Annotated in this window: 28 protein-coding genes and 1 pseudogene; 19 read left to right on the top strand and 10 right to left on the bottom strand. The window is 37.3% G+C overall.

Going from position 1 to position 26,311, the window contains the following annotated elements; all coding sequences use genetic code 11:
• Window positions 1-834: 834 nt before the first annotated feature.
• A complete protein-coding gene (locus AC4EG4_RS00340; RefSeq protein WP_490986616.1) occupies window positions 835-1,821 on the top strand; it encodes an aldo/keto reductase in 987 nt (328 codons plus the stop codon).
• Between the two features lie 264 nt (window positions 1,822-2,085).
• On the opposite strand, the gene AC4EG4_RS00335 is transcribed toward AC4EG4_RS00340, so the two are convergent.
• Window positions 2,086-2,262, bottom strand: a complete 177-nt coding sequence (locus AC4EG4_RS00335) for an immunoglobulin-like domain-containing protein (RefSeq protein WP_490987168.1) — start codon at window positions 2,260-2,262, stop codon at window positions 2,086-2,088.
• A gap of 252 nt (window positions 2,263-2,514) precedes the next feature.
• Window positions 2,515-2,739 (bottom strand): hypothetical protein, encoded by a 225-nt coding sequence (locus AC4EG4_RS00330; protein WP_490986615.1) that lies wholly within the window; start codon window positions 2,737-2,739, stop codon window positions 2,515-2,517.
• A gap of 545 nt (window positions 2,740-3,284) precedes the next feature.
• Here AC4EG4_RS00330 and AC4EG4_RS00325 point away from each other — a divergent pair.
• Together AC4EG4_RS00325 and AC4EG4_RS00320 are read left to right on the top strand one after the other, a co-directional pair.
• A complete protein-coding gene (locus tag AC4EG4_RS00325) occupies window positions 3,285-3,569 on the top strand; it encodes a hypothetical protein (protein ID WP_490986614.1) in 285 nt (94 codons plus the stop codon).
• A 768-nt stretch (window positions 3,570-4,337) separates the two neighbouring features.
• Window positions 4,338-4,844: a hypothetical protein gene (locus AC4EG4_RS00320; RefSeq protein ID WP_490986613.1), complete on the top strand. Its 507-nt coding sequence runs from the start codon at window positions 4,338-4,340 to the stop codon at window positions 4,842-4,844.
• 462 nt (window positions 4,845-5,306) lie between these two features.
• Here the strand turns inward: AC4EG4_RS00320 and cuyB are convergent, their stop codons facing one another.
• On the bottom strand, window positions 5,307-6,044 hold the full coding sequence (gene cuyB, locus AC4EG4_RS00315; RefSeq protein ID WP_490978276.1) for a cysteate racemase: 738 nt from the start codon (window positions 6,042-6,044) through the stop codon (window positions 5,307-5,309).
• A 3-nt stretch (window positions 6,045-6,047) separates the two neighbouring features.
• The gene (locus AC4EG4_RS00310; RefSeq protein WP_490987167.1) at window positions 6,048-7,226 is read right to left on the bottom strand and encodes a carboxylate--amine ligase; all 1,179 of its coding nucleotides are present in this window, start codon (window positions 7,224-7,226) and stop codon (window positions 6,048-6,050) included.
• Between the two features lie 687 nt (window positions 7,227-7,913).
• Between AC4EG4_RS00310 and AC4EG4_RS00305 the strand changes: the two genes are divergently transcribed.
• The 3 genes from AC4EG4_RS00305 (at window position 7,914) to AC4EG4_RS00295 (ending at window position 9,756) form a co-directional block, all read left to right on the top strand.
• Window positions 7,914-8,171: a hypothetical protein gene (locus AC4EG4_RS00305; protein ID WP_490986612.1), complete on the top strand. Its 258-nt coding sequence runs from the start codon at window positions 7,914-7,916 to the stop codon at window positions 8,169-8,171.
• 147 nt (window positions 8,172-8,318) lie between these two features.
• Complete coding sequence (locus AC4EG4_RS00300; protein ID WP_490978278.1) at window positions 8,319-8,822, top strand: RNA polymerase sigma factor; 504 nt, start codon at window positions 8,319-8,321, stop codon at window positions 8,820-8,822.
• Window positions 8,815-9,756, top strand: a complete 942-nt coding sequence (locus tag AC4EG4_RS00295) for an anti sigma factor C-terminal domain-containing protein (RefSeq protein ID WP_490986611.1) — start codon at window positions 8,815-8,817, stop codon at window positions 9,754-9,756. The genes AC4EG4_RS00300 and AC4EG4_RS00295 overlap by 8 nt, the downstream gene beginning before the upstream one ends.
• A 200-nt stretch (window positions 9,757-9,956) precedes the next feature.
• Here AC4EG4_RS00295 and AC4EG4_RS00290 read toward each other — a convergent pair whose 3' ends face one another.
• Complete coding sequence (locus AC4EG4_RS00290) at window positions 9,957-10,385, bottom strand: hypothetical protein (RefSeq protein WP_490986610.1); 429 nt, start codon at window positions 10,383-10,385, stop codon at window positions 9,957-9,959.
• Window positions 10,386-10,942: 557 nt separating this feature from the next.
• The gene (locus AC4EG4_RS00285; RefSeq protein ID WP_490978281.1) at window positions 10,943-11,368 is read right to left on the bottom strand and encodes an immunoglobulin-like domain-containing protein; all 426 of its coding nucleotides are present in this window, start codon (window positions 11,366-11,368) and stop codon (window positions 10,943-10,945) included.
• A 236-nt stretch (window positions 11,369-11,604) separates the two neighbouring features.
• Between AC4EG4_RS00285 and AC4EG4_RS00280 the strand changes: the two genes are divergently transcribed.
• The 5 genes and pseudogenes from AC4EG4_RS00280 (at window position 11,605) to AC4EG4_RS00260 (ending at window position 16,732) form a co-directional block, all read left to right on the top strand.
• Window positions 11,605-11,886 (top strand): hypothetical protein, encoded by a 282-nt coding sequence (locus tag AC4EG4_RS00280; protein WP_490978282.1) that lies wholly within the window; start codon window positions 11,605-11,607, stop codon window positions 11,884-11,886.
• A gap of 336 nt (window positions 11,887-12,222) precedes the next feature.
• Window positions 12,223-12,615 (top strand): hypothetical protein, encoded by a 393-nt coding sequence (locus AC4EG4_RS00275; protein ID WP_490978283.1) that lies wholly within the window; start codon window positions 12,223-12,225, stop codon window positions 12,613-12,615.
• A gap of 767 nt (window positions 12,616-13,382) precedes the next feature.
• A complete protein-coding gene (locus AC4EG4_RS00270) occupies window positions 13,383-14,852 on the top strand; it encodes a sucrose-6-phosphate hydrolase (RefSeq protein WP_490986609.1) in 1,470 nt (489 codons plus the stop codon).
• 32 nt (window positions 14,853-14,884) lie between these two features.
• Window positions 14,885-15,850: pseudogene (locus AC4EG4_RS00265) on the top strand (carbohydrate kinase family protein).
• A 360-nt stretch (window positions 15,851-16,210) separates the two neighbouring features.
• The gene (locus AC4EG4_RS00260; protein WP_490986608.1) at window positions 16,211-16,732 is read left to right on the top strand and encodes a cyclophilin-like fold protein; all 522 of its coding nucleotides are present in this window, start codon (window positions 16,211-16,213) and stop codon (window positions 16,730-16,732) included.
• Window positions 16,733-16,867: 135 nt separating this feature from the next.
• On the opposite strand, the gene AC4EG4_RS00255 is transcribed toward AC4EG4_RS00260, so the two are convergent.
• Window positions 16,868-17,440: a DapH/DapD/GlmU-related protein gene (locus AC4EG4_RS00255; RefSeq protein ID WP_490986607.1), complete on the bottom strand. Its 573-nt coding sequence runs from the start codon at window positions 17,438-17,440 to the stop codon at window positions 16,868-16,870.
• A gap of 379 nt (window positions 17,441-17,819) precedes the next feature.
• Between AC4EG4_RS00255 and AC4EG4_RS00250 the strand changes: the two genes are divergently transcribed.
• From AC4EG4_RS00250 to AC4EG4_RS00230, 5 genes are all read left to right on the top strand, one after another.
• On the top strand, window positions 17,820-18,716 hold the full coding sequence (locus AC4EG4_RS00250; RefSeq protein ID WP_490978288.1) for a LysR family transcriptional regulator: 897 nt from the start codon (window positions 17,820-17,822) through the stop codon (window positions 18,714-18,716).
• Between the two features lie 235 nt (window positions 18,717-18,951).
• Window positions 18,952-19,287 (top strand): hypothetical protein, encoded by a 336-nt coding sequence (locus AC4EG4_RS00245; RefSeq protein ID WP_490986606.1) that lies wholly within the window; start codon window positions 18,952-18,954, stop codon window positions 19,285-19,287.
• 76 nt (window positions 19,288-19,363) lie between these two features.
• A complete protein-coding gene (locus AC4EG4_RS00240) occupies window positions 19,364-19,798 on the top strand; it encodes an SMI1/KNR4 family protein (protein WP_490986605.1) in 435 nt (144 codons plus the stop codon).
• Window positions 19,799-19,883: 85 nt separating this feature from the next.
• Complete coding sequence (locus AC4EG4_RS00235) at window positions 19,884-20,051, top strand: hypothetical protein (protein WP_490986604.1); 168 nt, start codon at window positions 19,884-19,886, stop codon at window positions 20,049-20,051.
• 18 nt (window positions 20,052-20,069) lie between these two features.
• The gene (locus AC4EG4_RS00230) at window positions 20,070-20,414 is read left to right on the top strand and encodes a hypothetical protein (RefSeq protein WP_490986603.1); all 345 of its coding nucleotides are present in this window, start codon (window positions 20,070-20,072) and stop codon (window positions 20,412-20,414) included.
• 258 nt (window positions 20,415-20,672) lie between these two features.
• On the opposite strand, the gene AC4EG4_RS00225 is transcribed toward AC4EG4_RS00230, so the two are convergent.
• Window positions 20,673-21,812, bottom strand: coding sequence for an NAD(P)-dependent alcohol dehydrogenase (locus AC4EG4_RS00225; protein ID WP_490986602.1), 1,140 nt, complete (start codon window positions 21,810-21,812; stop codon window positions 20,673-20,675).
• Between the two features lie 598 nt (window positions 21,813-22,410).
• Here AC4EG4_RS00225 and AC4EG4_RS00220 point away from each other — a divergent pair.
• Entirely contained in the window at window positions 22,411-22,833 is a 423-nt protein-coding gene (locus AC4EG4_RS00220; RefSeq protein ID WP_490978294.1) for a hypothetical protein, read from the top strand.
• A gap of 273 nt (window positions 22,834-23,106) precedes the next feature.
• Here AC4EG4_RS00220 and AC4EG4_RS00215 read toward each other — a convergent pair whose 3' ends face one another.
• Both AC4EG4_RS00215 and AC4EG4_RS00210 read right to left on the bottom strand, forming a co-directional pair.
• Window positions 23,107-23,457, bottom strand: coding sequence for a hypothetical protein (locus AC4EG4_RS00215; protein ID WP_490986601.1), 351 nt, complete (start codon window positions 23,455-23,457; stop codon window positions 23,107-23,109).
• Between the two features lie 75 nt (window positions 23,458-23,532).
• Window positions 23,533-23,727 (bottom strand): hypothetical protein, encoded by a 195-nt coding sequence (locus AC4EG4_RS00210; protein WP_490986600.1) that lies wholly within the window; start codon window positions 23,725-23,727, stop codon window positions 23,533-23,535.
• 220 nt (window positions 23,728-23,947) lie between these two features.
• On the opposite strand from AC4EG4_RS00210, the gene AC4EG4_RS00205 reads away from it, so the two are divergent.
• Together AC4EG4_RS00205 and AC4EG4_RS00200 are read left to right on the top strand one after the other, a co-directional pair.
• Window positions 23,948-24,463 (top strand): flavodoxin family protein, encoded by a 516-nt coding sequence (locus AC4EG4_RS00205; RefSeq protein WP_490986599.1) that lies wholly within the window; start codon window positions 23,948-23,950, stop codon window positions 24,461-24,463.
• 150 nt (window positions 24,464-24,613) lie between these two features.
• Complete coding sequence (locus AC4EG4_RS00200) at window positions 24,614-25,363, top strand: serine hydrolase domain-containing protein (protein WP_490986598.1); 750 nt, start codon at window positions 24,614-24,616, stop codon at window positions 25,361-25,363.
• Window positions 25,364-26,311: the final 948 nt, after the last annotated feature.

Here is a 26,311-nt window from a genome sequence, read left to right as displayed (position 1 = left end):
CAATCATTATGATTGGTCTTTTTGAGTACTGAAATTCATTTTGTTCTTAAAAGTGTACTTTTACAAACGGTTTTTATTTGTATAGCTTTGATTTTAGTTTCAGGTATTTATACTGAAGAACTATTGTTATAATTAAATTAACAAATTATTCTTTTTTTTCAATTTATATCTAATTAAAAATAATGAAATACAAGGAGGAGAACTTATGGAGACGATATTTTTATTTTCTTTAATAATGATGATCTTAGCTATAGCAATACTTAACACTTCCAAAGTTGAAAAGCTAGAAAAAAGGATAAAACAACTTGAGGAAAAGCAATAACATTCAAGGTTTGCAAACTCCTAGACGTATGGTTACTAATTTTTCGTTTTTACCACTATCTTTTAACCAGATTATCGAGTTGAGCATGAGTCATAATCAAAAAATCAACGAGCTGCAAACTGAACTAGACTATTTTGAAAAGTTTTCGACAAAATCCACGTAGATTTTTTGTTAGAAATACTAGGGTTTGACTTTATAATAAGTGCAGTTAAGTTACATTCAATTCTTGTGTTAAATAGAGAACGATAAAGAGAATTGTTAAGAAAAGGTCAATATAATACTTAATCTTTTTAGCGATAGAGGAGAGAGTACAATGAAAAGGACTATCTTAAAAGTAGCAAGCATGCCATTTCGTTTCGTTTGGCTTTTCGATTTTAGCCGCTAACACGCTGTTTTTGGAAGAGTTTTTCCAACTTTTCTGTTTGTCTACTTCTAAAAAAGGGTAGATATTGGCAGGACTCTTTCGAGAGTCGTTACCGCATGATCCAATCTTGATGAAGAGGTGAGCACAGATGAAAAACGAACTAACCATAAAAAACAAACTGGGCCTCGGCACAGCGCCGCTTGGCAATATGTTCAGAGAAGTTCCAGAAGACGAGGCGATGCAGACAATTCAGTCCGCATGGGATGAAGGCATTCGCTATTTTGACACAGCGCCATTTTACGGGGCAGGATTGGCTGAACTGAGACTTGGTGAAATTTTGCCTTCTTATAATCGTAACGAGTATTTGTTGAGCTCAAAAGTCGGCCGTATTGTGCTGGACGAACAGGAAGAAAAAGAAGGGCTGTTTGAGTTTGGACGCAAAAACAAGATTTTAACGGATTACACAGAGGACGGAACACTCCGATCGATTGAAGACAGCTTAAAGCGTCTGAAAACAGATCGTTTGGATATGGTCTATGTACACGACATCTCACCAGACTTTTTAGGTGATGAATGGGTGACAAAGTTCGATGAAGCACGCAAAGGTGCCTTTAAAGTGCTGGACCGACTCAGAGATGAGGGAGTCATCAAAGCTTGGGGACTTGGCGTCAACACGACCACGCCGATAGAAGTGGCGCTTGAGTTGGAAGAAGCACATCCGGATTTAAGCTTGTCAGCTACCCAATACACCTTATTGCAGCATGAGCGTGCCCTTGAACGCATGATGCCACTGGCACAGAAAAAAGGCGGCGGACTCGTAATTGGATCTGCATTTAACTCGGGCGCATTGTTAGGCGGAGACCATTTTGACTACAAGGAAATCACCCCGGACATCCAAAAGAGAGTCGAGCGCTTTAACGATGTGGCACGCAATCACAACGTAAGCTTAAAAGACGCAGCACTTCAGTTTTCGACAGCCCATCCTGCAGTAAAAGCAGTGGTGACCGGTTCGACAAGACCTGATCGCATCAAGGAAGACTTGCAGGCATTGCAGGCAACCATCCCAGCTGCTTTTTGGGAAGAACTGATTGACAAGAGGCTTGTTTCTTCGAAAGCTATTTTGCCTGGTATATAAAATTTCATCAAAGACAAAAGCATAAGAAAAGGTTCCAGTTTAATTACTGGAACCTTTTTTGTTGTTTATACTTCACCTCACCATTTTTTGCGGCTCACTTTCCCTGTCATAGTTGTTCGTAAAAGTTCATGTGAAACGGCGAATGTTCGTTAATTATTCTGATACGCTTACGAACGGTTATTTTCCGGTTTTAGTAATTTTTAGAGTGTCCATAAAGGTGTACTTTTAAGAACGCTTTTTTTAAAAGCGCTCCATATGAAATCCTTATTTGACAATTTCAAATGGTGCTGCCAGTCCTCGATGCACTGCGCGGTAATGGCCAGGAGTCAGATTGTTCTCTAATGTATTTACTTCGATGGTAAGAAAATGCTCTTCTCCAGGACTCAGAGACAATAAAATCTCTTCAAAATTTGTACGAGAGTAGGGGAATTCAAACCAGATCCCAATTCTATAGTCTCCACTACACTGTAAATTGATATTTATGCTTTATTCATATGTCTAATAGTAACCTAATGAAAACTAGTTTACATATCCCAAAATTATCGGCAGTTCCATAAGAAAAAGAGAAAGACGATGCTAGTAACTCAGTATCGTCTTTCTCTTTTAATGACCTCTTATAATTTATGATTTGTAAAAAAAGTTCGAATAACGAATATGGAAATTAATTTGGGTCTATGCCCTTTTCTTTATAGCTCAATCAGAAAAATCCCTGATTAAGGTATCTAGTTCTGCTTTATCATAAATTTCACCATCGCTGAGGAACTTCTCAATGTCGATTGTTCCATCATCTAAAAATTCAATTCCCCATCTTTGACCTGGCACAGCAACTTCCATCATCAAGGCTTCTTCTCTCACTTTACCCAATTTGTAATAGATATTTTTCTCTTCGAGTTTGTTTAGAAATTCATTTATCTTCATGAGATCTCTCCTAGTTTGTAGTTAGAATTACTGCTGTTTCTGATAGTCTACCTCAGAAATTTTATTCAAAATAAACTAACTGCTATTAAATAGATACTGATGAATACAAAAAGCGAACCGCTTATAATCAAAAATAACTTTAGCAACCAAAAATTTACGATTGGTGGAAGGAACAATGTATGTGTAAATCCTTTAAAATCATCTGTATCAAGAAATCTTTTTTTTCTTATAGAAACTACTCCGAGGAATAGACAACCAACTCCCATGAGTAGAATTAATATACCAGAATTTAATTGATTGAAATTCAAAAAAGATCCCCTTTTCTTAGTTTTTTAGTATCTAAACTCCGATAACTTGTGATATGTCTATTTTTCTGGTTGATTATTACTTTATACTGTTGTTTAGTTAGTGTGTTTTAGGCACTCTCCAGTCATGGTATAATTAACCAAATCAATAAAAAATTTATAAAATGATGAACTGCGAATGCACCTTCCACTAATAACTTTATTTATACTTAATCTGTTTTGTGAAAAGGTGGTTTCTTTATGAAATTAACAATACTGCTTCTGCGTTTTGTATATCTTCCTTTAGCAGGTCTTTTCATTATCCCTGTGTCTTTTTGGTTTGCAGCTGGCTTTATCTCTGAATATGGACCTGAAGCACCTATTTTTATCTTTCCACTCTGGCTTATCCCTGGCGCAGTGTTCCTTCTGGGTGTAGTCATACAATGTTGGAGGAAATATTTTTGGATAGGAATAAGCATTACTGTACTTTCGTTTATCCTTTTCTTTGCAGATATCATTCCTTATAGAGCAATCGAACTCTTATAACATGAAACAAAAAGAAGTGGTGACTGCTTGATGATGACTCTGAGTGAAGTAAGTGACAAATTAAATAGCCAACTTTCTACTTTACGATCTGGAACAAATATAACCGGAAAAGAGTGAAGGTCAAATGGAAGTATTTATAGCTGCATTTTGTAGTATTTGGATAGCGTTTATGCTTTATATACTTATTGAAAAGAAAGTAAAAAAGCGTGAAAAATTTCTTTTATATTTCTGTATTGCATCCCTTCTTTTTGTTATAAGTACATCCTTCTCTTATTAAGTAACTTTGTGAAAATTTGAATGTAACTTATTTAGTAAGTTACATTCATAACCTGCTTCCATTAGCTTCTGCGAAATTCTTGTCACAACTGAGTTTACTAGAAGAAATCATGCATTTAAAGGACAACTTGATAGGACATAAAGCTAGCTTTTTGAAAGTTATAGGTTTACATATGATTTGATTACTAGAAGGGTAGATGCCCTATTTACCTTCTTTTTTTTTGTTCGATAAATTGTACATTCATGAACATCAAATTACTTAGGAGATAACTAATTTTAGAGATGTCGCTTTGTGTTAATAAAAACAAAAAGAGATATTCGACATAACTCTTACAATAGTTATGTCGAAGGTAGACTAAAAAGAAAAAATAATTAAATGTAAGTTTGGCTTCTTATTTCATTAACGAGCTGTAAAATTTGAAAAGTAACTCCGGCTGGAAGTCTGATTTTGAAAGGTTCCTGTAATTACTAATAAGGAAGGATAGAGATAAAATGAGAAAGGTGACTGCATTACTGATTATTGGGTTAATCATGCTGCTTTTAATTGTCAGTTTCCAATTATACAGTAGCCCAGAACTGGCAAGTGAGCCTCCTGAATTAGTGTTGACGCATAACGGCGAGGCACTTAACCAGGGACTCGCCGTTATTTGTTGGGGCAACTGCCAAGAGCTGTCTAAAGAGAAAGACCGCCCGATTGATATCGGATCAAGTCAGTCTCTAAACTTTAAGGTCAATGAATTACCGCCAGAAGCTTTGGTTGAATTTAAGCTAGATGGAAGGCAGCCAGATCGATTGGGCTATCGGGCGGACACTATGTCGTCAGAAGACACTTCAGTAAGAAGAGGTCATACCGTTACACTTGAAAAAGGAGCGAATAAGTTTGTTCTTCCTTCAACACCTAATACTGAGTTCAGTAACATTGTATTTGTGGCAGAGTGGTTTGATCAAGATGAATTACAGGGAGCGATGGAGATCGCTTTTAGTGCAGATTATAGGTGAGGATAGGGGAGCAGCTTTCTGGATTCAACAAATTGAACTATCGAACTATAGGATTTAGGTTTTCTAAGCAAACTACATTAAAATAAAATCGACACGATTAGAGTGGTAATAAATTACTATATATCTGAACTAAGTTATATTTAATGGACAATATGTAAAAGAAATTGCCACAGTTAGACTGCTATCAGATGACTTCAGTATTTTGCCAAAATCATTTTTAAAATGCCATTGCTTATGCATTCTAGTGCAATGCTTTAATAGCTCTTTCAATTTTGAGGCTGGTCACCTGTTTAAATCAACTTCCCCTTTACCGAAGCAACATTCAGATCTGCCTTCAAGCTTCATTACTGAGCTATGTAGAAGGTGATCTATGCATTGTAAGTTCGCGAATTTGCTATAACGAGGTCTAAAAAAAAAAAAAAACCAAATGAAGTCACTTTTAAAAGTGACTTCATTTGGGGTTTAGCTCATTACAGAAGCAGCTTTGGTTTCATATTGCGCAGCCAAGGGATAGCCGCAAGCGATAACTGCAGTTTCTGCCAAAATCATTAAGGAATCCAAGTAGAAGTCCGGTAAGTCCATTTCTTTCTTAATAATGGAAAGCTCTGTACAGCCTAAAATAACACGGTCGCATAATTTCAGTTTCATAAATGTTTCAATTTCTGCCCAAACTGCTGTGTCTCCAGGTTTACCGGCTTTTACATTGTCATAGATTATCGACATGACTTTAGCTTGAGTTTTATCATCGGGCAAAACAGCCTGCAGTCCATGTTCTTTAGCAGCATGTTGATAGATCATTGAAATCACTGTCCCGGAAGTTGCAAGAATGCCTACATTTTCTGCCCCTTCTGCAGCCGCTCTTTTCATCGTTTCATCAACCATATGAATGATGGGTAGCAGAGGGAATTCTTTTAACAACTCTGAGTAAAAAGCATGAGCGGTATTGCATGGAACAATAATTACTTCTGCTCCTAAAGAAACAAGCTTATGTATATCTGAGATTATGAGAGGAATGGGATTTTCTTTAGAACGATCCAAAAGATAAGCAGTCCGGTCCGGAATTCCAGTATTATTTATAATTAAGGAATGAACATGCTCTTGGTCCGAAGTAGCATGTGTACGGCGGACTATCATTTCGCCTATAGACATGGTTGCAAGCGGCCCTACGCCTCCTACAATGCCAAGTTTTTTCTTATTCATAGATTAAGACAAACCTTTGTTGTTAAAATGTTTTTTATATTTACGATGGTAATTTAAATTATTTAACACTAGTTTAATCCAGCGCTTCGGGTTAAAATCCTCTTTGTAAAAAAGTGAGTTGGTCATTTTTCCCTCTTTGATTAAGCGCTGAGCTTCGTTCTTCAATCCCTTGTTTTGTGCATACTTGAAAAGGACACTCTTGGGAATGATCATCCAAAGATGTTTATCTTGTGCATAAGTCAGCTCCATTGGCTTATTGAAAACATGGTCGTCTGCGACATATTTCATCAAATTATGGCCACCCGCCGTCACATAGAAACTACTTCTGCCATTTCTTAAGTTAATTTCAAAGAATTTGTAGGAATCATCTCGTGCATCATATTTCATATCGAAGTTCGCGAAACCAGTGTAGCCAATATCTTCCAGGAAGAAACGTACTTTATCAAGCAATTTTTCATCGTAAGCATTGATTATCGCTGCATAACTACCAATGCCTTCTGGTGAGTGCTCTTCCAAGATGGGGTTGCCGAGTGCCATTAATTTAACTTTTCCATCTTTTCCGACATATGCATTCAAAACACGCATAAAGGAATCATCGCCGGGAATAAATTCTTGGATTGTAAGGTTATCTTTGTAAGGAGAACTGTATATGGCTTCAAGAATTGCATTCTTTTCCTTCTCATCATGAGCCACAAACACTTTTTTCTTACCTGGAAATGATACGTTCCAATATGCTACAGAATTGGACGGCTTGATAATAATTGGAAAGTCAAAATCAGCTTTAAATGTTTTGTAATTCGCAAAAGTACAAAGCTCTGTTTTAGGGTAGCTGAAATTATATTGGTCACAAAGTGTATAAAAGTTCTCTTTTAAGACAATTCGATCCATTAGTTGTTCATTGATATAGGGAATGGAAAAATAAGGTTCCAGATTCTCTTTATTTTTGATAATCAATTTTGCATAGTCATCGCCACATGCGAGCAGTAAAAGCTTTTTCCCTTTTTGCTTTTCAGCGACTTTTAATAAAGCAGAGAGAAACACATCATCCTCATTCAATCTGGGAATCTCTTCGAATGTTAAGATTGAGCTATTCTGTGTTGCCGTGAGATTGGCGCGTCCTAAAACAAGGGACTTAATGTCGTATGCTTCATGGAATGCGCGTGCCATACCGTATGCATTCATATCCGAACCGAGAAGAACTGGCAAAAAATTAGGGGTTGTAGTCAAAATCGATCAGCTTCCTTTTTTATGATTTATTTGGATAACGAAAATTTTAGATTGTAAAATTCAAAAACTAAACTTTTAAAACAGCAATCTGTGTCCTTCAGTATATCAGTTATTATAATTATTACCAATTTATATCATTTATACCATTAATAATATACTTATTCTTTTCTGTTATTTAAAGGTAAAATATACTTTTCAGATATAGGGTAGAGAGTCAAACTAACTATTAAATTTATAAATTTTTTAAAAAGTGCTAGAAGTCTAAAAAAATAAGTTGTATTCAATTTCCTAATTAAAGTATTTGAAATATAGAGTTGGGTGGAAATATAGTTTACATATTAAAATTTCATAGAAGTATTTGGTTCATATACACAATAAGAGAAAACTAAAATGAAATGAAACCCGCACTCAAATAAAAACTCTCGTTCATAAAAAAACGAATATATTGATGGGTTAAAATAATAAAGAAAAATGACGGCTGGCAAATTAGCCGGATAGGAACTGTACAGGCAAAAGTTGCCGCTTGTATATTTAACATTGCTTTTAGCTGATTTTTTCTAGTATTCTTCATTTGAACGCTGCTTACTTGCAGTTATGTTGCATTCAGCAAGTTGCTAAGTATAAAAAAGAAGGTGAATTTATATGGAAAAAAGAATTTTGTTCGCAGTTATTTTATTTTTTGTCCTAGGATCAGCTGCGGTTAGTGGCAGTGATTCAATTAGTCAAACGGCTAAATCAATATTCCATGGGATCGGCATGCTAACTCTAGGTATAATCGGAATTGTCAGTCTGTACAACATTGCCAAAAAAAGAGGGAAAAGAAAATATGTAGTTCATATTAGCTTTTGTTCAGAATCTGAATGTAATTTATTGGTCAATAAGTTACATTCAATGCTTTAATTTTCGAAGTTTATTTCAGACTTCAAAAGATAGAAATAGTCTATATATCCAAAATTATTAAGCAGATGAGATAGCAACTGGAGGCAGTTGTTATTTTTTGTTCACTTTTTTTTCATACAAACGTTATAGAGGTAAGGAGGACGGTGAATGAGCGATTCCATAATCGACCAAAAACTATATGAATGTTTACAAAAAGTAAAAATTTACTTAATGAAGATAGGAGCTTCTAATGAAGATGCAGAAGATATCGTTCAGGAAACTGCCTACAAATTTATTCTCTATATGGACTCGATTGGTCCGCATTATGCGGAAAGTTGGCTCTACCGGGTCGCAGTCAATGGCTATTACGATCTGTATCGGAAAGGCTGCAGACGACAAGAGATTCTGCTGAAGTTTAATTTTCACAAGCTAAGTGAAGAAGATACTCCGGAAGTAGTGTTAATGCAAAACGAAATGAAAAAAAATGTGGAGAATGTCTTGAAAAAGTTAAAACCGAAGCAACAGCAGCTATTATTGATGAAATATAGTATGGGGATGGCTATTCGAGAAATCGGGGCACTTATAGAGATGAAAGAGCAATCGGTGAAAACCAATTTGTACCGGGCGCGTAAAGATTTTATTCGAGAATACAGGAGGCAAGGTCATGAGTGAAAAAAATGAGCTTTTTAAACCGGATAACGAGTTTTCGAAGTTAGTGAAGAAAGCCAGAAGGAAATCGCTTTTACGAAGCATTGTCATCTCTATTAGCGTGACTGTTTTGTTCTTTGGGGTGCTGCTTTGGTTTGGCACCTACAGAATGGATCAGCAAGTTGCAGAAACAATTGCGAACGATGGCAGTTGGCAATTTATTAAAGGGGCAAATGTGGAGAGTAATGGTTCTATGATTACGAATACACCTTTCTCAAAAACCGTCACAACGGAACAAAATAAAGAAATCGCAGGGGTGGTAATTCCTTGGGGACAGAAGGTGAGAACCTTGTCGATCTTTGGCACTTCTCCTGCGGCACAGGCTTCAACTCTTTCAAGTTCAACAAATACGAGGGACGGCAGAAACACGCTTTATTTCCAAGGTGAGCGTGTTGTTGAATTTTTTTACCCAATCGGAACCTACTCATCACTACCTGATGATCGCTACATATTGGATGAGATTCCAGAGCATCAAGTTGTAGAAATGGCGTTTTCATTTGACCAGTCCTATTCCATAAATGAAGTGCGAAAAAAATTCTCGGACCAATTGGCCTGGTACTGGGTTGATGCGACTTCTACAAGCGAGAAGGTGGAGGCGAAAAAACCCATTAACGGAAATGATGCCTATGGTTTTATTTCCAAAATTGAAGAAATAAATGAAGATGCTGCGGAACGCTTCATTCAGCAGATTGAATGGCTGCAGAAAGAGGGAGGTCAACAACAGGAAGCTCAACGCCTTTACGATGTGCTGAGCGACTCTGGAAAAACAGAATTATCACCGGAAAATTTAAAAATAACGGGAGCGGTCGTCACGGGAACCGCAGAGGAACTGAAGAAGTTCAATGATGAATCGATGATTCGTGCAGCTGTATTAGGTGCTACAGCTAATCGGTATTAGGAAGAACGGAGAAGCCAGACTCTTATTACTTTATCCATTTTCTTTAGAAAGATAGTGAAAACAACCTTTTTGTAAAATTTCGATTCAGCTTAAATGTAACTTATTGTGAATTAAGTTACATTCGGCACTCAAATAAAACAAAAGAAAAATAGTTGCAAATCGCTTTTTTAAGTTTTTGTTTTGATTGTGAGTCTATTAAATTATTTTCCGGTTTTAATTACTAGGACTGTTCCATCAATCTGTCCTGGCAGTGACTCCATTACGGCGCCTCTCCAGTAAATCTTCACTTTATCACCAATCTGGAACTCGGTGCCGATCTGCCTATTTATTAGCGGGATTCGGTAAATCGTTCCTGGACTCCCATTATCCGTACTCCCTTCATCCAGAAAGCGAGAAATGTCAGCTTGCTCTTGCACTGCCTCAATGATTTCGACTTTTGTCTTTCCTTCGGTTTCATCTGGTTCGAGTTCTACTACCCAGATATTTTTTGTGTGTAAATTTCCATTCGGATTCAATTCCATTTCTTGATAGACATAACCTGTTGTTGATCGCAGACTTATAAACCAGATGATGAACACAAGAAAAATAAGCAGTAGAATAGCGGAAATTCCCTTTAATGGTTTCTTCATTGGTTGCCTCCCTTATATTTCTGTTAAATATTAGTATTATCTTCCTGTTTGAATGTAATCTAAATTATATTACTTTCAAATTCAAATAATAAAGAAAATATAAGGTTGAAATTTGTAAGTACCTTGTGAACTTTAATGGGAACAACTTCTTTATTTGTATTCAATTCCTTCATCTCTGAAAGACTGCTATTTATATTATGTTTCTTATAACAGTCATTCCTTAAAGTAGAAAAGTTACCAAGCTACGAGCCTGTATGTAAAGTTACTGATTTTTACCATCCTTTAAAATTGAAATCCCATTCTCTCCTGCTTATCACTGAATCCTAAATTCTACTTCCGGTAGTTTGTAATTCCCATGGATAGTTTGCAATGTTTTAAGCTTTATTTTTTATTTACGATCTCAACGTTCTACTTTTACAACAAGGATGACATAATATTGAGTTATTGGAAGGAAATGAATGTAACTTAAGTGCAGTTAAGTTACAATCAGCCAGTAATTACAAAAAGATCTTCTCTGTAAATACTTAGGATTAATCGAAGCAAAAGTCTTAAATAAATTATTCAATCACTTCAAAAGGAATCGCCATGCCACCATAGAGCGCTCGGTATTTGCCAGGTGTCAGTTCAGCATCCAGTTCGCTGACAGTGGTGTACATTAATGCTGTTTCTCCAGGAGAAATACCAAGAGCATCAGCTGTAAACGTATCATTCTTAAAAGGAACATTGTACCAGCTACCGGCAAAAAATCTGTCGATCGGGAATTTTCCGCCGCCGGCTCCCGTGTATTCTGTTTCTCTGTTATTATGTATCACAATGCCAATCTTTTCAGCAGAAGTTATGTATACTTCCTGTTCCATTGTGAGCTCCATACCATCCAAAGTACGAGGAAGCTCCTGGTTAGGCGCCCGATTCATCACGTGTAAAAACAAGACAAGTAAGAACAAGGAAACAAGCATATAAGAAATTACTCTAATTCTTTTCATTTGAATCCTCCTACCTTAGAATATCTGGAGATGTTTAATGGTACTCACAAAGAAAGTGAGTTCGATTTAAATCTGCTCTAAAACATAACTTGTTCAAACTTTACTGAAATAGATAAACAGTCTTTTGTATTAGTACGTTAAGGCTATTTAAATGTTTCAGAATCAATTAAGTACGTCTATTCCTATCGATTTCCTGTTTTTTAGCTCAAAAAAAGATGGGATTTAAATGTGATTTAATGGTAATTAAATTATATTCATTATTTGTCGTCTGGGACGGCTATATTTACGAAATAAGCGATGAGTACCCCGATAATGTAGATAACGAAATTGGTGAGGTAACTAGGTATTCCGGTGAAGAAGAAACGTACAGTGGAAACTTTTCAAATGAATACAAAAAAGGAACTAAGTATTTCTCAATTGAAGGAATTAATACGAGTGAAGCAATTGCGATCGAGGAGGACGATGGGAAATATAGAAAAGCTATAAGAGACGGGAAATATGGTGAGTTGACGGACTAACAAAGTGAATTAGTTTAGGAAGAAAAATTTTCTTTCTATACAATATCAGCAGTAAACAGTAGAAAACAACAGTCGAAGAAAAGGTCTTGGATTCGCATTAGAGATGTACATAAAGTGAGAAGAAATCTAAGTCTATGATCAGTTTGCATATGATTATTTATAAGAAGAAAAGCCGTGTTAGGATCTAGCTTCCCATCTTTTTTGCTTGTGCAATTGTAGTTTTACAGAGAGTAGTTTATGATGGTTAAAACAAATGAATTAGATTATTTTACAGTTAATTTTGATTTTTGATTCCAATTAAAATTGAGCGATTGATTATTTTAAAGGTGAATGAGGATGAATCAAAAAGATAATTACTATATTGAATGTTTTAATCTAATTGTAGATTCGATATCCAAAGTTTCTAATCTGAATCCACAATTAGAAACAGGAAACTTGTATTCTAAAAAAGAGTTAGCGATTTATAAAGAACAATTAACGATTGCTGCTGAAAGAGCTGAGGGTATCGTAAGAGAGCTAGAGGAACTTTCGGTATCAAAAATTATAACAACGGAACATAGTCAATTAATTGATGGCATAGATACTTTTATTAGAGGAGTAAACTTAACGAAAGAAAGTATGGATATTGAGAATCAGTCTATCGATGTACTATCTTATATCCATGGGAAAATTATTATTAAAAAAGGGATTAAAGAAACTAAAGTTGTCAGTAAAAGTATTGAAGAATAACTGAATAAATCAGCCAAATAATCATATAAAGGGAAGCCGGAGTAACTTCACAAAAATCTTGGTGGCATTTTCCTTGCAGCAAAGCAATCATAGCTGGTTGGACAAGATCTGATTGACAGGTGCTTTTTTCTACGAGAGCGATTTTGTCGGGGAAGTAAAATTTTAGGAAAGATACATGCACACATACCAAAAGGTTCTGGTTTAATTACTGGAACTTTTTTTATGCTTTTCTATTTCTATATGAAGAGGCAGGAAGGATCGAAAACTTTATTATACTTCGGACACATTGTGCTCATAAAGTTGTTTAAATATCAGATTGTTAAAGAGCCAGCGTTGATAATAAATCTTGGAAATAATATAATTTAGGTAAGAAAGCGGTTACATTTGGAGTGAAATGGTACGGGTTCCGCAAAATGCAGAAGACAACATTTCCTGGAAATGACCCGAGCCAAGATCATCCTTCTATTACAAACCTTGAAAATTAGTTTGCAATTTTTTAACCCCACAAACATCATAGCCATCATTGTTGCAATCCCTGGCATCTCCACCCTAACACCACATAGAATACAAAATTATGCTTATCGATCCATCAAAATTAACTTCATATAACAATCACTCACGACAGGAATAAAAGTGAAATTTTAAAGCCATTTAGGGAACCCCTTCCTTAAATGGTTTTTGGCAAGGGGGAAGGGCTCTTTGGAAATATAACTTTTGCAAAATGTTTCAAGGGAAGATTCTATTTTACTAAAAGGAGCAGAAAGAAAATGGAACTACCACGGGGGAAAAGTTACATCCGACTCGATCAGATCAGCCAAGAAGATATAGACAACTTGATTTTAAGGGTTAATAGCTGTACCTGGCGGCAAACGTTTCATATCCAACCGGTTTCTGGGCTTCTCAATGATCCGAACGGCTTCTGTTTTTACAACGGTGAATATCATTTGTACTATCAATGGCATCCACTGGGTCCTTTTCATGGCTTGAAGTATTGGTACCATACCAAATCTGCAGACCTCGTAAACTGGACAAATGTCGGGATTGCCATTAAGCCGGACGAATATTTTGACAGCCACGGTGCATATTCGGGAAGTGCCGTTGAGTATAACGGAAACTTATATTTGTTATACACAGGCAATACACGGGATGAAAATCTCGTGCGACATCCATATCTATGTATAGCCATGATGGATGAGGAAGGAAATATCATTAAATCGAAAAAATCAGTTCTCGACAAAGTTCCAGAGGGGTATACAGACCATTTTCGCGATCCGAAATTATGGAAAGAGGAAGACAAGTTTTATGCGGTAATCGGCGCCCAAAGAACCGATGAAACAGGGTGTGTCTGTTTGTTGAGTTCAGCTGATTTGTTGGAATGGAAATTTGAAGGAGAGTTGGCCACAAACTTGGATGACTTCGGATTTATGTGGGAATGCCCAGATTACTTTGAAATGGAAAATCAAGGTATCCTGATTTTTTCTCCACAAGGACTGGAACCAGTGGGGGATCTTTATCAAAATATTTACCAGGCGGGTTATGTGCTGGGCGAGAAGATCAATCTGCAGCAAAAGGAATTGATTCACGGAAGTTTTATCGAACTTGACCGTGGTTTTGATTTTTATGCCCCGCATACAATGAAGACCCCGAGTGGCAGGCGTCTTATGGTCGCCTGGATGGGTTTGCCTGAAATTGAATACCCCAGCGATATAAATGGATGGGCAAACTGCTTGACCATCCTGAGAGAATTATCGCTTCGCGATGGAAAACTTATTCAAAAACCTGTTCCGGAGCTCCAGGCACTCCGTAAGAACAAAGTCGAGGCAGAAGATACAATTTTGGATGAGAAGAAAATGGTTGAGGGATTCTCAGGAACCACTTATGAACTGATTTGTGAGTTTGAACGTGGGGACGCCTTAGAGTACGGTATAGAATTCCGAGCTGGTGAAGAAGAAAAAACGGTGATCAAATATGATGCAGTCCAGGGGAAAGTGATACTCGACCGCACTTTATCGGGCAAAGTGATTGGAAGCAAGTTTGGAACCGAAAGAAAATGCCAGATTGTTGGAGATGTTCGCAAATTTCATCTGTTCGTCGATTCTTCATCCGTAGAAATTTTTGTGAACGATGGAGAAGAAGTGTTTACGTCGCGGATTTTTCCGGATATAAGAAGCAAGGAAATCCGGTTTTATGCAACAGGTGGTTCAGTAGCGTTTAAAGCAGTCCAGTGGGATTATTAATAGCCGAATTTCCGAAGAAGGAGATGTGCTGAATGGGAAATTTATTTTCTATTGGCGAAATATTAATAGATTTTATCCCCCACCAAAAAGGAATCGCCTTAAAAGATGTCGTTTCTTTTACACGAGAGCCTGGTGGTGCTCCGGCAAATGTAGCGGCTGCTGTTGCAAAGCTTGGCGGAACTGCTTCACTGATTACCAAAGTAGGGGAAGATGCCTTTGGTGAATTTCTTTTGGAACAAATGGCACTGGCCGGTGTGAAAACCGATAAGATTGTAAGAACAAAAGAGGCGAATACCGGACTTGCCTTTGTATCATTGCGCGAAAACGGAGAACGCGACTTTTCATTTTACAGAAACCCTTCTGCAGATCTCTTGCTGAAAGACTCTGAAGTAATTGCTGACTGGTTTCATCAAAGGGATATTTTGCACTTTTGTTCTGTGGATTTGGTCGAGAGTCCGATGAAAGGAGCTCATCTCAAAGCGATTGGAGCTGCCAAGGCACGTGGTGGGATTATTAGTTTTGATCCCAATGTGCGTCTGCCTCTGTGGGACGATCCACAGGACTGCCGGAAGACCGTTCTGGATTTTATTCCGATGGCCCATATTGTCAAAATCTCTGATGATGAACTGGAGTTTATTACAGACATAGCAGATGAACAAAAAGCAATTGCGTCTTTTTTCACAGGAGATGTAAAGGTAGTGGTGTTAACAAAAGGTGCAAAAGGTGCGGACCTTTACTTGCAGAACTAAAAATATTCATCAGCTGGATATTCGGTAAAAGTGGAGGATACGACGGGGGCAGGAGAGGCGTTCGTTGGCGGTTTCCTGTATCAGCTGTTGAAGATGAATACAGGGCAAGACAATCTGGAGGCTTTAGTAAGTGAGCATCCACAGGAAATACTAGCTTTTGCAAATGCCGCTGGAGCGCTGACTACTACCCGAAAAGGGGCCATCTCATCTCTTCCTACGAAAGAACAAGTCTTGGCGTTAATCAAATAAAACAAATTGCTATTCAGGGTGAAGGTGGTACACCCCGAAAGTTAGATTTGAAATCTAACTTTCGGGGTGTTTTTTAGCGGAAAAATTTAGAGAAGAATTCGAACTGGCTGAGATGTTCAAACAAGCTAAATGAATATACATGCGAGAAAAGAATTTACTTATTAACACATAAGTATTGATGGTATCCGTATGCCTAAAATGTATAGTTGGATATTTATTATAGGTATTGGTCATTTGATTTCTATCGCTTTATGATAGTAATAAAAATAACTGCAAGTTTCAGTTAAGGTACAAATTATTAGTGATTATTTCTCTGAACTAAAAATATTTACAAGAGTAAGTAGAAGGGAGGTAATAAAAGTGAAAAAAATCTCTGTGCCATTGTGTATATTGGTAATTGTTTTCATCCTTACTGCTTGTTCTACTGGCAAAAGCGAAACAATCGAAAGAGAAAATCCGGATGGAGTAGAGCTAAGCAATGAGACAATCCAAAAAAGGGGTGAAGCCGATATGTCAACTCCATTAGCTATAGAGTTAAAAATAGACGATGAAGTATTCTCAGCAAAACTTTATGATAATCAAACCACCCAAGCATTGGTTGAATTACTTCCTTTGAACGTAGACATGGAGGACCTTCATAGAAACGAAAAGTTCTATTATCTTTCAGATCGACTTCCAACAAATTCTGAGAGCCCAGGCGAGATTCGTGCAGGAGATATCATGCTTTATGGAGATAATTGCCTGGTCATTTTTTACAAAAACCTCTCTACTTCCCATAACTATACTCGTCTCGGACATATTGAAGACATGGAAAGATTTGCTCAAGTTATTGGGGATGGAGATATAACTGTCACGCTTGATATAGCTAGAAACGATAAGTAACTATGAATAAAAGACGGTATACGTTTAGACATTGCATATATCCAAACACCACTTCTTCATAAAAAGAACGCATCAAGTCTTAGGCTCGATGCGTTCTTTTATATATAATCTAGCCAATCATAAAAATATGCACAGCTATTCCGTAATTTTCTTTAGGATCTTTGCCGGAACTCCTGCCACCACCGATTTTGCTGGAACATCTTTCACAACAACTGCGCCTGCCGCAATAACTGCGCTGTCCCCAATTGTTACACCAGGCAAAATGGTGGCGTTTGATCCAATCCATACATTTTCGCCTATGACTACGGGAGAGGGAGTAGTGATGCCTCTTTTTTCCAAGGGCAAGCCGTGATTCAAAGTAGCGATGACGACATTCATACCGACCAAAGCCCCATTTCCGATGCTAATGCCGCCCCGATCCTGAAATGAACAGCCGGTGTTAATGAAAACATCTTTGCCGATGCTTATATTTTTGCCAAAGTCGGTATAAAAAGGTGGCAAACATAAAAACGAAGCGTCGACTTGTGTGCCTGTCAGTTCAGTGAACAGCGCAACGATTTCTTCTTGTGTGTGAAAATTTGCATTCAGCTCCATCATTATCTTCTGCGCTTGAAAACTACTTTGCACGAGCAGTCTGTGCAATTCTTTATCTGTGCTTGAAATGGGATTGCCTGCTTTGCAAAAATCGATAAATTTCTGCATCTCCATTAGAAAAACCACCTATCATTTGCAAAATGTATTTATACTTCTTGAGCTATCGGGCGAATGATCAGCTCGCTGACCGAAACGCGATCCGGTGTATCAGTGACATACGCCACGGCTCGGGCATTATCTTCTGCAACTAGTTCCCATTCGGACTGGGCTTAAAGGGCCGCAGATGCTTTTTTATCATTGATTGTTTTATACAATTCAGTTTCCACTGGATGCTCCCATAATAACGATTACTTTTCCTTCGATTGCCATCTTTAATTCCTCCTTCAATGGGTTTATCTATTCCTTTTTATCATAAAGTGATAGTATTCAGATATCCAATACCTATATCAAATAATCTACTATGCTTTTAGTGTATAGATAAAAGGAGGCTATTATGGAAATTCGTGTTTTGCGCTATTTTATTGCGGTAGCAAATGAACAAAATATTTCAGCAGCCGCGAAACAGCTGCACCTGTCTCAACCGACTTTATCAAGGCAATTGAAAGACTTGGAATTGGAACTGGGAACCACTTTATTTGAACGGGGAAATCGAAAAATTACCTTAACAGAGGAAGGGTTGTTCCTTTTCAACAAAGCAAAGGAAATTGTGGAGCTAACCGAAAAAACCGAAGCCAATTTGAAGGGAGCAAAAGAAGAAATTGGTGGGGAAGTGTATATTGGCGGCGGAGAAACCGAAGCCATGCAATTCATTGCGAAAACTTTTAAAGAGATGCTCTTGAGCCACTCAGGCATGCGTTTTCACCTTTACAGCGGCAATTCGGATGATATTACCGACAAATTGGATAATGGACTATTGGATTTCGGCATTGTCATCGAACCGATGGACAAACAGAAATACGATTACTTAAAGCTGCCAGCGACAGATTCATGGGGCGTCTTGATGCGAAAAGACAGTCCACTCGCGCAAAAATCATTTATTCAGCCTGAGGATTTAATGGATAAACCTTTGTTGATCTCCCGGCAAACAGCAGTCAGCAACGAAATGACTGGCTGGTTTGGAAAAGATATTGAAGATCTTCATGTCATCGGAACCTATAACCTGATTTACAACGCGGCCTTGATGGTGGAAGAAAACATCGGTTATGCATTATGTCTGGATAAGTTAGTTAATACTACAGGGGATAGCAAGCTCTGTTTTCTCCCATTGCGGCCCAAATTAGAAGCGAGCTTAAACGTAATTTGGAAAAAGCATCAGGTCTTTTCTAGTGCAGCTAATCTGTTTTTAAACCAACTTCGAATTAATATACAAAAATCCGATCCATTTGATTGAAGCGTTTTTACATCAAAGATAAAGGGAGGACAAAAGGTAATTGCAAATCTCTTCACAGCAGGAAGAAAGCCCAACTGAGACAGTAAAAAAACCCAAGCTTTAACCAGGAGCTGTAACAAGTAAAACTATTGTTGCGTAGCAAGGTTCTGATGATTTATTTAAGTAAGTTAAAAGGAGATAGATCGCTCTGTATGGAATACTTCAAGAAATAGATAAAATAATGAGGAGGATTTCTATGAAAAAAATTTTTGTTTTAACTTTTTTATCGGCCCTGTTAATAGGATGCTCCTCGATGGCTGCTGAAAAAGAGCTGCCGATTGAAATGATTGCTTTTAATAGTCTTTCTGATACAGAGCAAGAACTTATTCCATTAAGTCCTAAAGACTCTCTTGTAACTAAACAAGCAATCACTACTGAAATTCAACCTAAAATTGACTCTAATTACGATGAAGAAGAGGTTTATTCGGTTGTATTCAATGACACAGCTACAACTACAACGGGAAACCTAATTGTATTTATAGATTTGGATAAAAAAAGAGTAGTAGGAAAGGGGTTTCAAGAACAGAAATGATAGCGGTTGAAAGTAACTTATTGATAATTATGTTCCTTTCAAATGAGCAGCTAGTTTTATAAATGGAGGTTAGATTATGCATGAGATTATTAAGTTATTGGAAACAAATAAAAAAGGCTTAGAGGAATCTGCGATAAGAGATACGGAACAAAGGTTGACTGTTCGTTTCCCGAATCAGTATGTTCAATTGTTTAAAATGGCCAATGGTCCTGAAGTTGGAGAATGGACTTTATTTCCTATCAAAGATCCTAGCAGTATGAAAAAAACGTGGGACGACGTGGTTAGACAAAATGAGGAAGTTGTGGATAGGAAGATTCCTAAAAATCTGATGGCGATTGCCGAAGATGGTACTGGAGATTACTTATGCTTGAAGATAGAAGATGGAAAAGCAGAAGATCCCATTTTTTTATGGCATCATGAATCAGGCGAGATGGATGAACTGGCTCCAACGTTAAAAGATTTTATCACCACTACAATTCAAGAGGAGTTTGAAGATTTTGATGAAGATTGAATGTAACTTGTTGTGAAAGAAGTTACATTCAAAGGCCAGGAAAAAGGGAGAATACCTAGTCTGGCCTTAATCATTATGAGGAGGCATGGAAACAATTGATGTAGGACTGACTTTCCTTGCAGGTACAGTGTATACCTTTGTGTTACTGCCGATTACTGTTCCCGTTCTTTGGCTTCTTGTCACCGGTTTTGGGCAGTTGCTAAACCAGTTTCATTTCAGTAATATTCAACACTTTAAAGATAATGAAGGATGATAAAAGGAGTTGAGACTTTTGATTGATAAAGAAACACAGATTAAAGTATTGCTTTATGGAAATCCATTAAAGTTTGCTTGTGAGACTTTGGATGTTAACAACATGATGCATCATGAGTACTCGGAGGTTTTTACGGTTAGCAAAGAAGAAGTCTACGAATATACCTCCATTCATGGCATTCCGGAAAGTGGGCCGATGAACAGAGATCCAGGCTTCTATTATTATGAAGAAGAAGGCAAATGGCATACCTTATTTAAAGAGCGAGGACAGGTCTTTGATGAAAAAAACTTTGAGGATGAGAAGCTTGCTAAAAAGTACATCGTCACTACCTTGTTGCAATTGCGGATGACTGGCTTGTATTAAAATTTTTTTCCTTTTACTTAAAATCAAATGATGCGTTCGCCCACCATTCTTAAAAGTCAATAGTGATCGGTTGGACAAGGCTGATTGCATCTGGAAAAATTTGCAGGCAAAATTCGAGCTGTTTTGGGAAGGGCGGAATTGAGAAGTGGTTTGCTTCTTCTAAAGCCACTTTGTTGGTGAAGTATATGAACTTTATTTACATGAAAAAAAGATTCCAGATAACTACTGGAATCTTTTTTTTCTGTAATATGAATGCTCTTATTTGTTAGATAGCAAAGGTTCATCTTTACGATAATTTTCATCAATAATTAAAATGGGTTTGATGGTTTTGCCGCTATTCGAATCTGCAGCTGCTTGATTGATTTCACTCAGTTTGTAAAATTTAACCAGTTTCTCAAATGGGAATTTGCCTTCTTTGTGGTATTGTATAAGTTGCGGAACCGCCAGTTGTGGAACAGCATCTCCCATTAAAACACCGATGAGCTTACGGTTCGCCATGACTAAATCTGTAAAAGTATTAAATTCGATTGAGTTCGGTGTTACAGCTACAGGTGCAGCGATACCCCCGATTCCCAGAACCTCAATGGATGCTTTCATGACGGCTGAAATGCCTGTTGTATCAACAGAATAGTCGACGCCTAGATCGCCTCTAATTTCGGCAATACGATCTGCCAGATTTTCCGTCTTGCTATTTATTGTATGGGTTGCCCCTAGCTCTCGTGCGATTTCCAAACGCGAATCATGAATGTCAATTGCGATGATGGTTGAGCATCCTTCGATTTTTGCAGACATAAGTGCACCAAGTCCCACCGCACCTGTACCAAACACGGCAATCGCTGAGGAGGTCTTTGGTTTTAATCCATTGACTACAGTACCAAAGCCGGTCAATAACCCACAGCCCAGTGGACCAAATAATCGCAAATCCTCGTCGGCACCAACTTTAATTAAGTTATTGGCGTTTGTAATGGTATACGTAGCGAAAGAGCTCTGAGTGAAGAAATTTGACACCGGAGTTCCATCTTCTTTAGTAAAAGTATGGCTGCCATCTTGACGGGTACCCGCAAAATTTAAGTTTATCCATTGATTGCAGGATGAGGGATGCCCTGTACGGCAACTCACGCACGTGCCACAATAATTGTAAGCCATGACAACTTGATCTCCAACTTCAAAGTTTTTGACAGCGTTTCCAACCTGTTCAATAATGCCGGCTCCTTCATGGCCTAACACGCCAGGCATTGGAAACGCGGCATCCCCAATACGTAATGCTTCATCTGAATGGCAAATACCGGTTGCCACTATTTTCACAACTACTTCATCGGGGTAAATTTCACCAAGCGTCAATTCTTCAATTTGATAATCTTCGTTCACTCCATTTACGACCGCAGCTGTTATTTTCATTCAAACTCCTCCAATTCATAATTGTTGGTAAAATGAATTCCATAGATTTTTCAGCATCATTTTGTCGTAGGCTTCGATTTGAAAGCAGTCGTTACATGGACATAATTCTTATTCCTCCTTTGGAATCAAATCGCCGTATGTTGAATGTATTTTTGATAGAGAGAAATATCCGAACGGCATTATCTATATATTGTCACAATTATCAGATAATATCAACAACTTAATATAGTGACGAATTGTTCCACCGGCTAAGGCTGGATATCGTGCCCCTTAAGTTTTAAACTATGTTTCATATGCTGTTACCGAAAATTGCTTCGCTTCAAAAATTAGCTCATATTTCGTCTGCCATTTATCTATTTAAATAAAGTGTTGGATGTGAGGTATGTCACAGTTTCAAATCAAAGACTGTTATAGGATAAAAATGAGAGAATAATCTATACTTATTGATTCACTCTAGTTCTAATGGTAGGGTGAGCCTCGAACGATAAAAACAAGTGATGTCAACTAAAGTTGTGTGTCTTTATTCGAAAAAGCTGTCTATTCCGGTCGATTTGTATTCATAGAGGGTTCACCGGAGAGGAAAAGGAGACGTTATAAAATGGCGAAAAAACAGTCGGTTTCTCAGAAATCAATTGCTTATTTCTTTCTTAAATCCAAAGATGTGCATATGGAAAACGAATTGGCTCTGGTGACTTTATTTGCTAGGTTGGCACGTGAAGCTACTATTTTCAAAGCTGGAAAGACACAAATTCAAGTTGAAACATTTTGGGCAAAAATTGATGAGGTACAGATAGAGCATGCAAGTCAAAAAGTTATAAATATGCCGAATTGCATGCAGAAGTATGAAGTGTCTGAAAAAGTTTTTCAGCATTTGCTGCTGTTGTCCCAAAAATGTCCGCACGAACTTTATAGTATTACACCGTATTATTTAAAGATGAGTTGTGAGAGCTATCTTTCTTGGCAAGAGTTGGAAAAATCCTGTCAAGAGGGAGATTTGGATGAGAATGGCGCATATAACTAAGTGGTTCCATGAGCTACCCTGTTGTTCACCCAGACTTGTTACAACAGGTTATCTCCAAAAATGAATCGACAGGTGGCAAAAATACATCCAGTTTAAACTTTAAAGTAAGCAGCTGTAATTACTTCTTCTATTTTAAAAATTTATTCGAGCGTTGTGGGCTCTCTACTAAAAATAGTAGGACAAACCAGTACCGGGGTTTGTCCTACTATTTTTTACTGAAGCGGTTTTTTGAGGGTTGAGCAGATCAGGCAGTCGGTTGCTGCTCTTACCAAACTAGTTTTTGGCAGAAAAACGCTTTTTGAGCTCGATAAATTCGCCTTTAAATTTGGTCCGGTATTCCTCAACTTTGCTTTTGCGGTGCTCAGAACGTTCCTTCCGCATTTCTTTTCTTGCCAGCTCCTGAAGTTTGATTTCCACATTCCGTCCATGTTCTATCTCTTCTAGAATAGCACTGGCGCCGTATCGCACAATCTCTGCGTCAAATTGGTCCAAAACAATGTCATAAGATTTTTCGGGTAACTCATTTACGACTGCAACAATTGCCACGTCTCCTTCTTTCATACGCGAAGTCATCGAAAAAATAAGGTTTACTTCGTTTGAAGCCTGGTCTGTATCTCTCGTCACTGAACCGCTTCCAAATCCAAGCAGCATGCCAAGTGGGCCACTTAAAATCCCGACAAGACCCCCAACAAGACCGCCTTATAATGTATAATCCAAGGAACGTTTTCCTGTATCAAATCCATCCTCAATAATAATACGACGTTTTGATTTTTTGAATAAAGCGACTTGTGAAAGGGTAAACTGGTCAACGAAAGTATTGGGTTTTTTTAAATTTGAAAAAACCTGATAAGCATCACTTTCCACTTTAAAATAACTAATAATGACACTTTCCATGCTACTCATCCACTCCAATCCACTTTTCTTTGCATCATTAAAAGTATTCCTATTTTTCAGATAATTAATCTTTTAAGTTTGGTTTCTGCAGTTTATTATTAAAGCAACTGTTCCGAAGGCTAGGTTATGTTCAATAGCAATCGCAGGAAAAGACTTTAAGTGTATTGGCAGAAAGCATGGAGTGATGACGATACTAATTAATTGGAGAGGAATGATAAAAATGAAGAAGAAAAGCTTGATTGTATACTACTCATGGATCGGCAGTACGGAAGTAGTTGCGAAAGAAATTCAACGACTTACACAATTTGATATTCAAAGAATTGTAGAAAAAAAGAATCGAAAGCTTGGTAATGTTGCAGGTGCAGCAATGGCAGCAGTCCTAGGTGTTAAAAGCAGTATAGAACCAATGGATTTTGCATTAAAAGAATATGAAAATGTATATCTTGGTGCTCAAGTCTGGGCAGGAAAGACAACACCCGCCGTTAATAAGTATTTAAAAAAAGCTTCTTTTAAAAATAACAAAGTATGGTTATTTATCACAAAGAGTGATGAGAAAGTTCCTCGACAGGTTATAGATTCAATAACCAAAAGAATCAAGAAAAAAGGAGGAATGGTAGTGGATAGTATTTCTATCACGACCAAATGGGATCCAAAAACGAATATTCCTATTGCACTTGAGCAAGTTCAGGAACCGATTCTGGAATGGCTTCGAAAAAGCGGTGTTTTGAAAGAATAGCGAAAATTACTGACTAATTTCAGAGGAAAGCAAATGTATTTAAAAGAAATAAAACTTATTCGGTAGTTTAAAAACTCGGCGTTGGGATTGGAGGAGCAGCAATGGTGGCCGGAATAAAAGAAGAACTGCTCAATAAAAAAATTGAAGAAATTGGCAAAAAAAGGTGTTTTTAGTGCAGTGCTTTGTGTCGAAAGCGGCGATGGAAGATTTTCATGGACTGGGACCGTTGGCGATATGCAAAGGGATAGCCGATATTTTATTGCCAGTGTGACAAAACTGTATGTGACGACGCTCGTCATATGCATGATAGAAAAAGAGGAAATTGAATTGGATGACAAAATATCAACATATTTGCCCCCAGAACTCATGGAAGGGCTGCATATTTTTAAAGGCATCGACTATTCCAATGAAATCACTATTAAGCATCTTATATCCAATACGTCAGGATTACCGGATTATTTTTTTTATAAACAAAGGGATGGAAAGACCTCTGTCTCTGAACTTCTGGAAGGAAAAGATGGATCCTGGCATTTGGAAAAAACAATAAAACTAGTAAAAGAGCTTACTCCTAATTTTGTGCCGGGGAAAAAAGGGAAAGCAAAATACTCCGATACCAACTATCAACTGCTGGGCAAAATTATTGAAATTGTTGCGGGCAAAGACATTGAGGAAGTGTTCCGTGAGTATATTTTTGATAAGCTCGATTTAACAAATACTTATGTGTTTAAAGACGAAACTGATATTCGGCCAGTTCCTTTCTATTACAAATCTGAAAAACTATGGCTTCCGAAGTACATGGCGTCAATCACACCTGAAGGCGGCATTGTTTCTACAGCTCAAGAGGCAATGATTTTTTTAAAAGCATTTTTTCATGGGCAGCTTTTCCGAAGGAGAATATAGAAAGCTTAAAAAAGTGGAATTTGATATTGCCGCCACCCAGTATTTTTTTCTACGGTGTAGGTTTGGAGAAACTATTTATTCCAAGAATAGTTTCTCCTTTCAAACCTATAACAGAGGTTTTAGGATTTTGGGGACAAACAGGTTCTTTTGCATGGTATAACCCGGATACCGACCTATACTTTACCGGAACTGCAAATCAAGTAAATGGTGCAGGGCATTCTGTTGTCCAAAAAATGATCTTGAAAATAATTAAATCTGGACTATCGAGTACGGGTTCTCAATTATAGAAAATCGCGTAAACTTGAATACGTTTAATGGTGGTCAAGTGTGTTTGCTATAACGGCAAGGCCAGAAAACTTTATTGGTTCTTGTCGGCAAACCTTGCTTAAACCATACATTCAAATACAAAGAAATAAGAGGACTTACAATCAAAAGTAAGTTCTTTTTTTTTCTAATTTTAATTCCGGCAATTTTGATGAATGAGAGAAAATATTGGAGTTTTCTTAAATTGTATTTCCTTATCTATTAGACAATGCAAAGTAAATTGATGAATATTTTCCGATACGACTATAACTTATTAAAAATTAATTTATGGTTACTTCTTGTATGAATAATGTCTAAGTATCTAATTTTCGATATATAAAATTGGATATTTTTGGTATGGTAATAATGTGGGAATAAATAGCTGCATTAAAATCTTTTCAAAAGAGGTGTTCATATTTTTTATCCATACAGCCTATACGTAGGAATACTAGTTGCTGTAGTTTATTGTTTCGTTTTGTGAAAGCTGTACCATTTAGGGAAGTACAGAATTTCTTTAGTTATCTATGGTGTCATTATGCACTCAGCTTTCTTGATTTCATTCGCTTGGATGATGAATTATTTTAGAACCACGGAAAGTCTTAATCGAGATTACTACGATGTATTGGCAACGGATCTAGTTACTTT

Source organism: Planococcus sp. TJ-201 (genome assembly GCF_058268495.1).
Note: the sequence above shows the minus strand (reverse complement) of the source record. Positions and strands in the feature narration are given on the sequence as shown.

Bases quoted from the DNA above. Each gene is read 5' to 3' on its own strand.
- AC4EG4_RS00340 (WP_490986616.1), top strand. From the start codon at position 835: ATGAAAAACGAACTAACCATAAAAAACAAACTGGGCCTCGGCACAGCG.
- AC4EG4_RS00330 (WP_490986615.1), bottom strand. From the start codon at position 2,739: ATGAAGATAAATGAATTTCTAAACAAACTCGAAGAGAAAAATATCTAT.
- AC4EG4_RS00325 (WP_490986614.1), top strand. From the start codon at position 3,285: ATGAAATTAACAATACTGCTTCTGCGTTTTGTATATCTTCCTTTAGCA.
- AC4EG4_RS00320 (WP_490986613.1), top strand. From the start codon at position 4,338: ATGAGAAAGGTGACTGCATTACTGATTATTGGGTTAATCATGCTGCTT.
- cuyB (WP_490978276.1), bottom strand. From the start codon at position 6,044: ATGAATAAGAAAAAACTTGGCATTGTAGGAGGCGTAGGGCCGCTTGCA.
- AC4EG4_RS00310 (WP_490987167.1), bottom strand. From the start codon at position 7,226: ATGAATGCATACGGTATGGCACGCGCATTCCATGAAGCATACGACATT.
- AC4EG4_RS00305 (WP_490986612.1), top strand. From the start codon at position 7,914: ATGGAAAAAAGAATTTTGTTCGCAGTTATTTTATTTTTTGTCCTAGGA.
- AC4EG4_RS00300 (WP_490978278.1), top strand. From the start codon at position 8,319: ATGAGCGATTCCATAATCGACCAAAAACTATATGAATGTTTACAAAAA.
- AC4EG4_RS00295 (WP_490986611.1), top strand. From the start codon at position 8,815: ATGAGTGAAAAAAATGAGCTTTTTAAACCGGATAACGAGTTTTCGAAG.
- AC4EG4_RS00290 (WP_490986610.1), bottom strand. From the start codon at position 10,385: ATGAAGAAACCATTAAAGGGAATTTCCGCTATTCTACTGCTTATTTTT.
- AC4EG4_RS00285 (WP_490978281.1), bottom strand. From the start codon at position 11,368: ATGAAAAGAATTAGAGTAATTTCTTATATGCTTGTTTCCTTGTTCTTA.
- AC4EG4_RS00280 (WP_490978282.1), top strand. From the start codon at position 11,605: ATGGTAATTAAATTATATTCATTATTTGTCGTCTGGGACGGCTATATT.
- AC4EG4_RS00275 (WP_490978283.1), top strand. From the start codon at position 12,223: ATGAATCAAAAAGATAATTACTATATTGAATGTTTTAATCTAATTGTA.
- AC4EG4_RS00270 (WP_490986609.1), top strand. From the start codon at position 13,383: ATGGAACTACCACGGGGGAAAAGTTACATCCGACTCGATCAGATCAGC.
- AC4EG4_RS00255 (WP_490986607.1), bottom strand. From the start codon at position 17,440: ATGGAGATGCAGAAATTTATCGATTTTTGCAAAGCAGGCAATCCCATT.
- AC4EG4_RS00250 (WP_490978288.1), top strand. From the start codon at position 17,820: ATGGAAATTCGTGTTTTGCGCTATTTTATTGCGGTAGCAAATGAACAA.
- AC4EG4_RS00245 (WP_490986606.1), top strand. From the start codon at position 18,952: ATGAAAAAAATTTTTGTTTTAACTTTTTTATCGGCCCTGTTAATAGGA.
- AC4EG4_RS00240 (WP_490986605.1), top strand. From the start codon at position 19,364: ATGCATGAGATTATTAAGTTATTGGAAACAAATAAAAAAGGCTTAGAG.
- AC4EG4_RS00235 (WP_490986604.1), top strand. From the start codon at position 19,884: ATGGAAACAATTGATGTAGGACTGACTTTCCTTGCAGGTACAGTGTAT.
- AC4EG4_RS00225 (WP_490986602.1), bottom strand. From the start codon at position 21,812: ATGAAAATAACAGCTGCGGTCGTAAATGGAGTGAACGAAGATTATCAA.
- AC4EG4_RS00220 (WP_490978294.1), top strand. From the start codon at position 22,411: ATGGCGAAAAAACAGTCGGTTTCTCAGAAATCAATTGCTTATTTCTTT.
- AC4EG4_RS00210 (WP_490986600.1), bottom strand. From the start codon at position 23,727: ATGGAAAGTGTCATTATTAGTTATTTTAAAGTGGAAAGTGATGCTTAT.
- AC4EG4_RS00205 (WP_490986599.1), top strand. From the start codon at position 23,948: ATGAAGAAGAAAAGCTTGATTGTATACTACTCATGGATCGGCAGTACG.